Below are 12,004 nucleotides of genomic sequence, written 5' to 3'. Positions count from 1 at the left end.
TAATAAAAAACCCCGCATTTGCGGGGTTTTTTATTATTTATGCATTTTTCCCGATACAGTTCAGATCTTCGAACGCAATTTCAAGACGTTTTACGAACGTCTCTTCTCCTTTACGTAACCATACGCGGGGATCGTAGTATTTCTTGTTAGGCTTGTCTTCTCCTTCAGGATTTCCTAACTGACCTTGCAGGTAAGCTTCGTTCTTTTTATAATAATCGAATACCCCTTCAGCAAAAGCCCATTGCATGTCTGTATCAAGGTTCATTTTAATGGCGCCATATCCGATTGCTTCGCGGATTTTCTCTTTTTCCGAACCGCTGCCCCCGTGGAATACGAAATAAACAGGTTTCTGGCTTGCGGTGCCGAATTTTTCAGCAATATATTTCTGGCTGTTATCAAGAATAACAGGTGTTAATTGTACGTTACCGGGTTTGTAAACGCCGTGCACATTACCAAAAGCGGCTGCTATTGTAAACATATTGCCTACTTCGCTTAGTTTTTCATAAGCATAAGCAACATCTTCGGGCTGGGTATATAGTTTGGAATTATCTACATCTGTATTGTCCACGCCATCTTCTTCGCCACCGGTAACACCCAGTTCTATTTCTATACTCATTCCCAGGGGAGCCATGCGTTTGAAAAATTCAACTGAAGTAGCAATGTTCTCTTGCATGGGCTCTTCGCTTAAGTCAAGCATGTGTGAGCTGAATAAAGGCTGGCCTTTTTCTTTATAGAATTTTTCACCTTCATCTATCAGGCCGCTGATCCAGGGAAGCCATTTCTTGGCAGCATGGTCTGTGTGCAGTACTACAGGCACTCCATAATATTTTGCTACGGTGTGAACGTGCAGGGCACCGCTTACCGCGCCAAATATATTTGCTTCCAGGTTTTTATTAGGCATTCCTTTGCCGGCATAGAACTGCGCTCCGCCATTGCTGAACTGGATCATAACCGGTGAGTTTACCTTAGCTGCCGTTTCAAGCACCGCGTTAACCGTGTCTGTACCTACCACATTCACTGCGGGGAGGGCGAAATTATTGTCTTTAGCGTCGTTGTAAAGAGCTTCAAGCTCTTTGCCGTGTAATACTCCGGCTGTGTACTTGCTCATTTTGTTGAAAATTGTTTTTAATAATAAATTACTTGTTCATAGCAAATCAGGCTTGCTAAGGTAGCGATAATATGTGAAATATACACAAAGCCAGGGTATTGTTTGAGCAGTTTATTTTATGATTTTCGTCACGTCAGCTATGTTTTGTTACCCAGCATCTTTGTTTTTTCCTGTATCAGCTTCAGGTTTCCGCGAAGCATGTACTTCAGATGCAGTTTTAATACCTGCCCCATAGATTTACACCTGTTAAATGCTTCAGTATGAAAATGTTTGTTTAACTGTTGTATTAATTCTTGTTGCTTTTCAACAGGTGCAATGGTATCGCGCGACATAATGTTCAAAAGCTCCATTAACCGGAACCTGGTAACGGCTACCCGGTAAGCCATTGCTGATTTCTCTTCTGCCTTATACTGCTCTACCGATTCTTTGTTTAGCTGTTCTACCACGTTTTTTACAAAAAGATTATTTTCCTTAAAGAACTGCGGCATATATAAATGCTTCCGGCCTTCATAACATTGCTGGTCAAAATCTATAGCCCGGATGCGATATTGATAGCTTTCAATATCGGGAGTTGACACTACAACGAAATTATAGGCCCGCATATCGCCCAGCAATCTTACAAAACAGCGCTCATTGAATTTTACAAACTCTTTAGCCAGCCGGGTCTTGTTAATATCCAGCTTGCCGAGGTATTTCTCTAAAAACACATCCCCCGCCATACCCGGAATATGTTCTTCCACCAGCGTGCCTCCGTCAGTATAAAAAGTAATACGGTTGGGAGAGAGAAAATGCTCCAGTTCCAGGCCATATACCCTGGAAGCGTCTGTGATTTTCATGTAATAGTGATCATAATTGGAGTTGAACTTATTCACGATGCGTATACGAAAAGGAAGCGAGTTTCCAAAAGCACAATAATCAATACGGGCCACATCCAGGTGACTGGCAAAACTCATATCGCCTTCTGTTTTTAATATGGCATATATCTTTACCAGCCCCTCGCGCAAATAGTCCCATTCTCTTTTATCGTATATAGCTTTTTCCCAATAAGTGCTGTTGCCCTGCTCATCTTTAATAGGCACCGACCATGTGAAATTGAGCAGATCGCGGTGCGAAACGGGCAGATGCACTTCACGTCCCTGACGTACCAGGTAGTTAGCCAACTCTGTATTTACAGGATAAAGCAGTTTCTTTTTGGAAGGTTTATTATTTAATATTTCCAGTTCGTTCATAGTCATATTATAAAAATGTATACTACACGTAAGCCAGCATTTTCTGCCTGGTAAAATTTATGTGCGAAACCTGCCTGCCTAAAAGATAAAATTAGCATATTATTTTGTGCAGACTGTGAAATAAGGGCTGACTTTTCTGTAAAAAGAAAGGAATAAATATATAATATGAAAAACCTTTAGAAAAATATATAGGTTTAATTGTTATTAATTATCTTAAACCATTATTTTGCTGCTTTAATGGGAAAGTTTACAGATAGAATAAAGCGTGCGAGTCTTGTTAAAAAACTGGTGCATTGCGTGGTAGGATTATGTACCTATCCGGGTATAGCAATGGCAAATACATTGCGTTTTCGGGGGGCAGAACAATTAAAGGAATTGCCCCGTACCAATGTGCTTTTTGTGTGTAATCATCAAACGTATTTTTTAGATGTAATATCTATGTTCCACATTTTTTCTGCTGTTAAGTGGGGACGAAGGGACAGGCTGGGTATACCCTATTACATGCTGAACCCTTTTACAAGGGTGAATTATGTAGCTGCAGAACAAACCATGAAAAGCAGCTGGATGAGCCGCCTGTTTTTGCTGGCCGGAGGCCTTACAGTACGCCGTACCTGGAATGAGAACAGTAAGGAACAACGTTCCGGTCTCGATCCCAGCGATACAAGGAAAATTGAACGTTCGTTGCAGAACAACTGGATTATTACTTTTCCGCAGGGAACTACTACACCTTATGCACCTGCCAGAAAAGGGACCGCCCTTATTATCAAACATCATAAACCTATAGTTATACCAGTGGTGCTCAATGGTTTCTCAAAAGCATTTAACAAAACGGGCGTAACACTCAGAAAAAGAGGTATTTTGCTTACGGTGACTTTTAAAGAACCGCTGCAAATCGATTATGATGCCTCTGCGCAGGAAATAACAGCACAAATAATGGACGCTATAGAACAAAGCAAAAAGTTTATGCCGGAAGTAATGAAGCATTGATATTTCATATGAAGGGTTACATTATTCCCATACTGTTTTTTTTACCGTACATCGCCGGTTATACGCAGGGCATTAAAATCGCTCCCGGGTTTAAGAACAGGATACCCGCAGGCTGGATACCTGAAGCACAATATAAGGGAGATCTGAACAAGGATAAGCTCGAAGATGTAGTGCTCGTATTACGAAATACCGACAGGAAAAATTTTGTTAAGCATGATGGCTTAGGCAATGATACTTTGGATCTGAATCCACGCAGGATGATGATCTTTTTTAAAACAGAGAAGGGGTATAAAAGAGTACTGTCTACAGATAAGTTCCTGCCATCGGTTAACAGTGTAATGAACCCGTGCCTGGATGATCCTTTATCGGATGGTGGTATAGCAATTAAAAACGGTGTATTAAAAATATATTATCACTACTGGCTGAGCTGTGGCAGCTGGTATGTTACCGATTATAAATACACATTCCGGTATCAGAAAAATAAATTTGAACTCATAGGGCTGGATATAAGCTCTTTTCACCGTGCATCAGGCGAATCAGCTCTCACCAGCTATAATTTTTCTACAGGGAAAAAACAGGTGATCACCGGTATGAATGAATTTGAGGAAAAAGAGAACAGACCTGTTGAAAAATGGGAGCCGTTTGCTGTTGCTAAAACATACGACCTGGCTGCAATGGCAGAAGATACGGCCCTGGAAGATTTTGTAAAATAAAACCACTTCCTTATTGCCCTATGACCGTAATAAAATAATCTAATGTGCTCCTTAGAAAAGCATCAAGCAGATGTGGATTGCATGATATCGACGAGTTTTATGGCTTCTGCAGCTTCTTTTACATCATGTACTCTTAAAATATGGGCGCCGTTCAATAAGCCTATGGTATTTAAGACGCTGGTACCGTTGAGTGCATTGCTGGCATCGGTACCCAGTCTCCGGTAAATCATTGCCTTCCGGCTGATACCTAATAAAACAGGGCAATCCAGCATTTTAAACAGGCCAAGGTTTTTAAGCAGGGAGTAATTGTGCTCAGGACTCTTGCCAAATCCAAAGCCAGGGTCAATAATAATATCCTTCATACCTTTACCACGCAACAGCGCCAGCTTTTTGATCATAAAATCAAGCACTTCCCTGGTTACATTTTCATAAACCGGGTTTTGTTGCATATTTTGAGGGGTGCCCTGCATGTGCATTAAAATATAAGGAACATGTAACGCTGCTACCGTATCCAGAAAGTGCTCATCTAAGTTACCCGCGCTGATATCATTAATAATAGAAGCGCCTGCTGCTACAGCCTCTTTTGCTACTCTACTGTAAAACGTATCTACAGATATAAAAGCCCCCGGAAACTTTTTTACAACGGCACTAATAGCTGGAACTACCTTTGACATTTCGGTATCAGGCGCAGCCTGTTCGCTTCCGGGACGGGTACTCTGACCGCCTATGTCTAGTATAGTGGCGCCGTTGGCAAGCATTTGTTCTGCAGTGTTGAGTAAACGGGCGTCATTGCTGTAGCGGCTCCCCGCATAAAAGGAATCCGTATTGATATTTAAAATCCCCATTACAATGGGTTGCTGAATGGTCAGGAGCCTGCCTCTGCAATTAAGTGTGAACATCAATTTTTGTTTTGCTATTTTTGGGGTTAAAGGTAAGCTGATAGGTTGAAAAGCTGTCTTCGGATTGCGGTTTTCCCGGCTGCCCATAAAATAAAGGTTCACACAATGATGTCAAAAACGAACGAACAATACGATACAGTGATCAGGGATTGCCAATCGGTTTTTTTTAAAAAGAATAAGGATTACGGTACCGCCTGGCGTGTACTGCGTACCATATCTGTTGTGGATCAGATCTATATTAAAGCACAACGGATAAGGACCATACAGGAAGTAAAGCAGCAAATGATAGGTGATGATATTGCCGGTGAGTTTAAGGGGATCATCAATTATGCCGTGATAGGGCTGATACAGCTAGAATTGCCCGCTGATGCACCCTGGGATCTGCCGGAAGAGCAGGTGGCAGCACTTTATGAAAAGCATATTACCGCTACAAAAAGGTTAATGCAGGGTAAAAATCATGATTATGGCGAGGCCTGGCGCAGCATGAGCCAGGAAGGGCTTACCGACCTGATCCTGATGAAACTGTTCCGCATCAGGCAAATACTCAATAATGAAGGAAAAACGCTGATCAGCGAGGGTATTGATGCGAACTATCATGATATTATTAATTATTCGGTCTTTGCTTTAATATTGGATAGCGGGGCCGGTAAATAAAAAGAGTAATGAAAAATTTAGTAAATATTGCAAGGGTTTTTGTAGGAGTGCTTTTTATTTTTTCGGGGTTGGTTAAAGCCAACGACCCTGTAGGCCTGAGCTATAAAATGCAGGAATTTTTTTTAGTATGGGGCACTACCTGGCTCGATGGGGTGGCATTAGCGCTATCTGTTATAATGATCGCCTTTGAAATTATAGCCGGGGCTGCGTTGCTGTTAGGATGGCGCATAAGAACTGTAAGCTGGCTGTTATTACTGCTAATCGTATTTTTTACGTTTCTAACTGGTTATGCCTACCTGTCTGGTAAATTTAAAAACTGCGGTTGCTTTGGAGACTGCCTGCCTATTACTTCCCGGCAATCGTTCTTTAAAGATATATTACTGCTGGTGCTGATCTTATTGATTTTTTTTAATAACAAATACATTCAGCCTGTTTTTGGCAAAGGCATTACACTATTGGTATTACTGCTGGTAACTGTATTTAGTTTCGCATCGCAATGGTATACATTAAAGTATTTGCCGGTTGCGGATTGCCTGCCTTTCAAAAAAGGGAATAATATACCAGCGCAAATGAAAATTCCTGCTAATGCCATACCCGACAGTACGGTGATCTCTTTTATATATGAGAAGAACGGAAAGAAGCTGGAATTTACTGCAGAATCCTTTCCTGATGATTTTGATGACAGCACTTATAAGTTTGTAAGCCGTTACGATAAGGTTATCAGGCCAGGGGTGAATAATGAGCCGCCAATTAAAGCGTTTGGCCTGGCAACACAGGATGGTACAGACATGACGGAAGATATTTTACAAAGTGATGAAGTGGTACTATTGTTTGCTGAGGATGCAACAACGCCGGTTGAAAAATGGCAGAACGGGTTTGAGCATATTTATACAGCGGCTGTGAAAAAGCAGGTGCCTGTTTACGTAGTAAGCAGTACGGCTCCTGCTGTAAAAGCTGCGATAGCCGGCACCGCATTTAGCAATGTTGAAGTGCTGAACGGCGACAATACCATGATAAGAACGGCTGCCCGTACTAACCCCACGGTTTATATTTTACGAAAGGGAACAATAACCGGAAAATGGAGCTATAAAAATTTTGATAAAGTGCGCTTATAAATGTACGATGTTTGATACACGGGTATTTGTGAATATCATTACATCTTTTGGCATTCGCGTATATTGCTTTGTGAGCAGTAGTATTGAACTATGAAGGTAATATTTATTTTAGCATCAATATTAGTCGCAATAGGTACAACTGTAGCAGGACAGACTATTGATTTAAGCGAGAAGCAAACAAAAAAAGTTCAAAAACTTATTAATGTTTTTAAGACTAATAACAAAAGAAAAATTGCGGACCTTATTAATTATCCGTTAAGAAGAGAATATCCCTTAAAAGATGTGAAGGATAAAAATGATTTCATCCAACGTTTCGACGAAATATTTGCCGAAGCGTTTATAAGCCACATTGCAAAGTCAAAATTGGAGAATTGGTCAGATGTTGGTTGGCGGGGCGTTATGTTAGACAACGGGAAAATTTGGATGGATGGCGGTGGAAAAATTACTGCTGTTAATTTTCAATCTCCTAAAGAAAAACGGTTATTAATGAATGCCATTCAGGCTGATAAAAAGGAACTGCCCAAATCTCTTCAAAACTTTGAAAGCCCGACGTATTTGATATTTACGAAAAATTATAAAATAAGAATTGACGAAACGGCCGGGAGTAGCTATCGGTATGCTTCCTGGAAAATTGAAAATAAAAAGAGAGAGCCGGACCTGGTGGTAGAAAATGGCGTATTGGAATTTCAGGGAAGTGGCGGAAATCACATCATTACATTTAAAAACGGCGATTACACATACATTGTTTTAATTAACCTGGTTGGTACAGCAGGCGACCCGGATGCTGTATTGGAAGTACTGAAACAGGAGAAAACAATTTTAAAAGAAAACGGAGAAATTAAAAGAAATTAGCACTGTCTGAATGTAAATCGAACAACCTACATTTAATGATCCAATACATCATCAAAAAGCTATTTTACAGTGTGCTGGTTTTGGCCGGTGTGGTGGTATTGGTGTTTTTCTTGTTCCAGGGTTTTGGTGATCCTGCAAGGCTGGTTATGGGCCAGACAGGAGATGCTAAAACACAAGAGAACATCCGTAAAGAGCTATACCTCGATCAGCCCAGGTGGAAGCAGTTCCTGCTGTATGTAAATGATGTATCGCCTGTGGCTATACATACGAAAGAAGACATCCGGGCAAAGCAGTTAAAGGGCCTTTTTATTGGAGGAGATAAAAAGCTGGCAATTAAAATCCCTTATCTGCGCCGATCTTATCAAAGCAAACGTGAAGTGGGTAGTATCTTAATGCAGGCACTGCCGGGTACTATTATGCTTACGATTGCGGCAATGGCTATAGCCGTTGTCATCGGTATACCTTTAGGTGTTGTTGCGGCTGTTAAGCAAAATACCTGGTTAGATACCAGTGCCATTTTTTCAAGTATCGTGGGAATCTCAGCGCCGTCTTTTTTTATGGGAATTGTTATTGCTTATTTTTTTGGCTTTGTGCTTACAAAATACACAGGTTTACAGATAAGCGGTAACTGGTTTGATATAGACGAAACCACCGGCAAAAGAATTTTCAGCTTTAAAAATATTATTCTTCCTGCCATTACTTTAGGCATCAGGCCACTGGCTATTATTACACAGCTTACGCGCAGCGCCATGCTGGATGTGCTGGACCAGGATTATATAAGAACAGCGTATGCCAAAGGCCTGAACAAGAGGGCAGTAGTATGGCGTCATGCTTTAAAAAATGCCCTGAACCCTGTAATTACAGCTATTACAGGCTGGTTTGCTGAACTGCTTGCCGGAGCATTTTTCGTGGAATATATTTTTGGCTGGCAGGGGATAGGAAAAGTTACTGTGGATGCTTTGGAGCAATTAGATTACCCGGTGGTGATGGGCGCTGTGCTTATTTCTGCTGCTTTTTTTGTATTCATGAATATTGTGGCTGATATATTATATGGTGTATTTGATCCAAGAGTGAGGAAATAGACGGACAGTCAGAAAGCATGGTTTGTTACTTCCCGACTTTCTGTTTTCCGGCTTACTTCACGATCACTTCCTTAATAACTTTACTGCCCAGTGCTTCATTTACCCTTTCAATGATTTTTTCACGCTGGTAGATCAGCTCGTTTTTTAACGGGGCTACCTGGGTATGTACAAATAGCTTATCGCCAATAATTTGCAGTTTATCGGTATACCGGGCAATGGTTTTGCCCATAATATTTTCCCATACCGCATCTATTTCCAGCGCCTGTATATCGCCCCGGATACGACTTTTACTTAAAAACTCTTTTAACGCTTCGCCTAAGGAATATTCTCCCATATCAATAATTTAACCTGTATTAAAACATTGGCCGGATCCTGTACCGTTACAAAGATATTAAATCGAAGCTGGCATTTAAATTTTCCAGGTGACTGGTTAGTCTTTCTTTGTTAGTGTCGGTAATAAAAACCTGTCCTTTATTTTCAATGCACACTTTTTGCAGCAGCTTGCTGATCCTGTCTTCATCTAATTTCTCAAAAACATCGTCTAACAACAGAACCGGCATTAGTTTTTTCTCAGCATAAATGACATCCAGCTCTGTTAGTTTTAAGGCGAATAGCAGGCTTTTGCGCTGCCCCTGAGAAGCAATGCTTTTAAAGGGTTGCCCGTTCAGTTGTAATATGATATCATCCCTGTGAATACCTGCTGTGGTTCGCTGTAAGAGCTTATCCTTGCTTTCGGTAGCGGCCAGCAGCTCTTCAAAAGAGGTTTCCAGCAGGCGGCTATCATATAAAATAGAAAGATCTTCTTCTTTCTGAGCAATGTCGGTGTACAGCCTTTTTACTTTTGGCAGGAAGGATACCAGGAACTGGCTCCTTGTCTGGAAAATAAAATGGCCGGGCTCTACCAGCTGATCATTAAGTATGTGTAGCAGCGCATTATCTATTTTTCCGGTTTCTGCTGCTGTTTTCAGTAAGGAGTTTCGTTGCTGTAATACCCTGTTATACAATATAAGGTTTTGAAGGTATTCAGAGCTTAGCTGCGACAGCAGGGCATCTAAAAAGCTGCGCCGCTCTTCGCTTCCCCCCGTGATAAGAACGGCATCATCCGGGGCAATAACCACACAGGGGTACCGGCCGATATGATGTGAAAATTTTTCGTAAGGCGCTCCGTTGATAAGGAATTCTTTTTTATTGGTTTCCCGGAGGATGCAGGCCGCCTTCTCCTCCGTATAATCATCTGTACTAAATACGCCTTCTATTCTGAAGCCTTTTGATCCCTGATGCACATTTACAATGTCGCTTTTGCTGAAATAGCTTTTGGTAAAGCATAAATAATGAATAGCGTCGAGAATATTGGTTTTGCCAACGCCATTTTTACCGCAAATGCCAATGATCTGTTTGCTGAATTCAAATGCTTTATTGGTATAATTTTTAAACTGTAAAAGCGATATAGAATTAAGATGCAGCATATGGCTGTGAAAATAAACCTTAAAAAAATATGAACCTGCTATGTATCTCTTTTATTGGAGAAATAAATATAGCTGAATGGATTGGGTACCGGGCTTTTATACGGGTCATAGTCATTAATATATTTTATGGTTCTTTTAGTATCCATTTTATGCTGAAAAAAATCGGACCCCAGCAGGTAGCATCTTATTAACTGATAGATATTGATGGAGTGTTTTGGTTTTATATGAAGATAATAATAACTTTTCCACCTGATGGTATTTATAAAAGAATCAGGCGTTCCTTTAAAATAGCTTTCAATAAATTGACTAACGCCAACGGGGTCCAGCTTAAGATAATTAAGATGGCGGTATATAATTTTTTCTGCAAAATGTTTAACACCTGGTGTTGCAAAGTATAAACCAGATGGAACGAGTATGGCTCCTCCCGCAGCACCTCCTAATATTTTTAACAGCTTTCTGCGTTTCATTTCAAAAAAGTTTGTCAGCAGTATGTAAAGACAAAGCGCTTAAGGTTAATGTAGGGTTAGAAGGACTGTAGGTCGTATAACTGCTTGCGCCTAAAACCAGAACATTGCGGTATTGGTGATGAACCATATACTTATCAACCACACTATTCTCTTTTGAAGTTCCCATCCTGGCGCCGCCTATAATGTGTCCTTCGTTTTGATGCGGATACAAATACCTGATTCCCTCTACCGGCAGGCAACTCAAAATATCGGGTAATTTTTTCTTAGCCTCTTCAAATGCTTTTAAAGCATATTGCGATCGGCCCGCATTAAACACCGCCTCAGGTATAAATTTATTGTCAGTTGTTGTTATATAATTATCTTGCTGTGGCAAATCTTCAAACAAAAGCCTGAATGACATGATATTCAGCCATTTATTTTCTTCTGGTCTGATATAAGGCGCATTATCGGTTTCTATAAGGCAGCCGGCATAATCTTTCCTGAACTCGCCATCATAAAGCATATAACCATTAGCATTTACCCAGGTGCTTCCGCCAGCGTTTGACATATCTTTCAGATCAATTAAAGCCTGAATGCCTAACTGCTCGCCAAACCCGACCCCCGTCAGTGGATTTTTGTCTCCGGAATTTAAAAGGATATTAATATTAAAAAAAGGATTGGCCCCAAGAATATAATAATCTGCTTCGGCTTCCAGCTCCACATTATCTTGTACATAATGAATTTTTGTAGCGGCTTTATCAGTAGTGGTTAACCGGTATACCTGGGCATTATATTCCAGCGTTACGGCCGGGTTCTCGTATACGCCCATCTGCGAATTTTCTATAGTGAATTTCGCATTTACCGGGCACTCGGTACATGTAGCGCTTGCCACGCATTGATTTCTGCCTTTTACCGGGCGGCTTGCCCTGGCCGTGGGCTGACTGATATACTGGTTGCCATATTTCTCGTGCAGTATTTTATCCGGCGGTGCAAATAAATGGGGCGGGAGGGGGTAATCTTTCCTTTTAGGAAAAGGTGTTTCTTTGGGGCCTGCAATAGACATGATAGCTTCCGCTTCCTCATAATACGGGTCTAGGTCATCGTAATCTATCGGCCAATCCTGCTCTATACCATAAAGCGATCTCATCTTGAAATCCGAAGGCATAAATCGGGGTGTGCAGGCCCACCAGCAATTGGATGAGCCGCCAAAATCAGGGCTGAACTTCCAGAACTTTTCGTGGTGACGGTTAATAAACAGTTTTCTGTAAGCTTCGTTTACTTTTTCTGAAGTATCAGCATTCCCCTTGCGTATTTTCAGGCGCTCCATTAACGGGAAAAACCGTCCCCGTTCTAATACCAGAACTGTTTTGCCCGGGTTTTTTTCCAGATATTTTTTCAGAAAAAAAGTCGAAGCGAAACCTGTGCCTACTACAATTATATCGTACTTCAATAA

13 protein-coding genes are annotated in these 12,004 nt (G+C 41.1%); 6 read left to right on the top strand and 7 right to left on the bottom strand.

Annotated elements, in window-relative coordinates; translation table 11 throughout:
* Positions 1-37: 37 nt before the first annotated feature.
* Both fbaA and ACYVBM_RS18620 read right to left on the bottom strand, forming a co-directional pair.
* Positions 38-1,108, bottom strand: coding sequence for a class II fructose-bisphosphate aldolase (gene fbaA / locus ACYVBM_RS18625; protein ID WP_460687211.1), 1,071 nt, complete (start codon positions 1,106-1,108; stop codon positions 38-40).
* A gap of 137 nt (positions 1,109-1,245) precedes the next feature.
* Positions 1,246-2,337 carry a hypothetical protein gene (locus tag ACYVBM_RS18620; RefSeq protein ID WP_460687210.1) on the bottom strand — a complete coding sequence of 364 codons (1,092 nt, stop codon included), beginning with the start codon at positions 2,335-2,337 and terminating at the stop codon, positions 1,246-1,248.
* A gap of 237 nt (positions 2,338-2,574) precedes the next feature.
* Here ACYVBM_RS18620 and ACYVBM_RS18615 point away from each other — a divergent pair, with 237 nt between their 5' ends.
* Positions 2,575-3,324: a lysophospholipid acyltransferase family protein gene (locus ACYVBM_RS18615; RefSeq protein ID WP_460687209.1), complete on the top strand. Its 750-nt coding sequence runs from the start codon at positions 2,575-2,577 to the stop codon at positions 3,322-3,324.
* 8 nt (positions 3,325-3,332) lie between these two features.
* A complete protein-coding gene (locus ACYVBM_RS18610) occupies positions 3,333-4,037 on the top strand; it encodes a hypothetical protein (protein WP_460687208.1) in 705 nt (234 codons plus the stop codon).
* A 62-nt stretch (positions 4,038-4,099) separates the two neighbouring features.
* Here ACYVBM_RS18610 and folP read toward each other — a convergent pair whose 3' ends face one another.
* Complete coding sequence (gene folP / locus ACYVBM_RS18605; protein WP_460687207.1) at positions 4,100-4,936, bottom strand: dihydropteroate synthase; 837 nt, start codon at positions 4,934-4,936, stop codon at positions 4,100-4,102.
* Positions 4,937-5,041: 105 nt separating this feature from the next.
* On the opposite strand from folP, the gene ACYVBM_RS18600 reads away from it, so the two are divergent.
* The 4 genes from ACYVBM_RS18600 to ACYVBM_RS18585 all read left to right on the top strand — a co-directional run bounded on the left by ACYVBM_RS18600 (position 5,042) and on the right by ACYVBM_RS18585 (position 8,639).
* Positions 5,042-5,590 (top strand): DUF1599 domain-containing protein, encoded by a 549-nt coding sequence (locus ACYVBM_RS18600; protein ID WP_460687206.1) that lies wholly within the window; start codon positions 5,042-5,044, stop codon positions 5,588-5,590.
* An 8-nt stretch (positions 5,591-5,598) separates the two neighbouring features.
* A complete protein-coding gene (locus tag ACYVBM_RS18595; RefSeq protein WP_460687205.1) occupies positions 5,599-6,705 on the top strand; it encodes a BT_3928 family protein in 1,107 nt (368 codons plus the stop codon).
* A 90-nt stretch (positions 6,706-6,795) separates the two neighbouring features.
* Positions 6,796-7,557, top strand: coding sequence for a hypothetical protein (locus ACYVBM_RS18590; RefSeq protein ID WP_460687204.1), 762 nt, complete (start codon positions 6,796-6,798; stop codon positions 7,555-7,557).
* A 35-nt stretch (positions 7,558-7,592) separates the two neighbouring features.
* Positions 7,593-8,639 (top strand): ABC transporter permease, encoded by a 1,047-nt coding sequence (locus ACYVBM_RS18585; RefSeq protein ID WP_460687203.1) that lies wholly within the window; start codon positions 7,593-7,595, stop codon positions 8,637-8,639.
* A gap of 52 nt (positions 8,640-8,691) precedes the next feature.
* Here the strand turns inward: ACYVBM_RS18585 and ACYVBM_RS18580 are convergent, their stop codons facing one another.
* Genes ACYVBM_RS18580 through ACYVBM_RS18565 form a run of 4 tightly spaced genes read right to left on the bottom strand, consistent with a single transcriptional unit; the run spans position 8,692 to position 12,001 of the window.
* Positions 8,692-8,973, bottom strand: a complete 282-nt coding sequence (locus ACYVBM_RS18580) for a DciA family protein (RefSeq protein WP_460687202.1) — start codon at positions 8,971-8,973, stop codon at positions 8,692-8,694.
* Between the two features lie 46 nt (positions 8,974-9,019).
* Positions 9,020-10,105: a DNA replication/repair protein RecF gene (gene recF / locus ACYVBM_RS18575; RefSeq protein ID WP_460687201.1), complete on the bottom strand. Its 1,086-nt coding sequence runs from the start codon at positions 10,103-10,105 to the stop codon at positions 9,020-9,022.
* Between the two features lie 38 nt (positions 10,106-10,143).
* The gene (locus ACYVBM_RS18570; protein WP_460687200.1) at positions 10,144-10,572 is read right to left on the bottom strand and encodes a hypothetical protein; all 429 of its coding nucleotides are present in this window, start codon (positions 10,570-10,572) and stop codon (positions 10,144-10,146) included.
* A gap of 1 nt (position 10,573) precedes the next feature.
* Positions 10,574-12,001 carry a GMC oxidoreductase gene (locus ACYVBM_RS18565; RefSeq protein WP_460687199.1) on the bottom strand — a complete coding sequence of 476 codons (1,428 nt, stop codon included), beginning with the start codon at positions 11,999-12,001 and terminating at the stop codon, positions 10,574-10,576.
* Positions 12,002-12,004: the final 3 nt, after the last annotated feature.

The organism is Niabella aquatica (genome assembly GCF_054779315.1).
The sequence above is the reverse complement of the archived record's forward strand: the minus strand, read 5'-3'. Positions and strand labels throughout refer to the sequence as shown.

Bases quoted from the DNA above. Each gene is read 5' to 3' on its own strand.
- fbaA (WP_460687211.1), bottom strand. From the start codon at position 1,108: ATGAGCAAGTACACAGCCGGAGTATTACACGGCAAAGAGCTTGAAGCT.
- ACYVBM_RS18620 (WP_460687210.1), bottom strand. From the start codon at position 2,337: ATGAACGAACTGGAAATATTAAATAATAAACCTTCCAAAAAGAAACTG.
- ACYVBM_RS18615 (WP_460687209.1), top strand. From the start codon at position 2,575: ATGGGAAAGTTTACAGATAGAATAAAGCGTGCGAGTCTTGTTAAAAAA.
- ACYVBM_RS18610 (WP_460687208.1), top strand. From the start codon at position 3,333: ATGAAGGGTTACATTATTCCCATACTGTTTTTTTTACCGTACATCGCC.
- folP (WP_460687207.1), bottom strand. From the start codon at position 4,936: ATGTTCACACTTAATTGCAGAGGCAGGCTCCTGACCATTCAGCAACCC.
- ACYVBM_RS18600 (WP_460687206.1), top strand. From the start codon at position 5,042: ATGATGTCAAAAACGAACGAACAATACGATACAGTGATCAGGGATTGC.
- ACYVBM_RS18595 (WP_460687205.1), top strand. From the start codon at position 5,599: ATGAAAAATTTAGTAAATATTGCAAGGGTTTTTGTAGGAGTGCTTTTT.
- ACYVBM_RS18590 (WP_460687204.1), top strand. From the start codon at position 6,796: ATGAAGGTAATATTTATTTTAGCATCAATATTAGTCGCAATAGGTACA.
- ACYVBM_RS18585 (WP_460687203.1), top strand. From the start codon at position 7,593: ATGATCCAATACATCATCAAAAAGCTATTTTACAGTGTGCTGGTTTTG.
- ACYVBM_RS18580 (WP_460687202.1), bottom strand. From the start codon at position 8,973: ATGGGAGAATATTCCTTAGGCGAAGCGTTAAAAGAGTTTTTAAGTAAA.
- recF (WP_460687201.1), bottom strand. From the start codon at position 10,105: ATGCTGCATCTTAATTCTATATCGCTTTTACAGTTTAAAAATTATACC.
- ACYVBM_RS18570 (WP_460687200.1), bottom strand. From the start codon at position 10,572: ATGAAACGCAGAAAGCTGTTAAAAATATTAGGAGGTGCTGCGGGAGGA.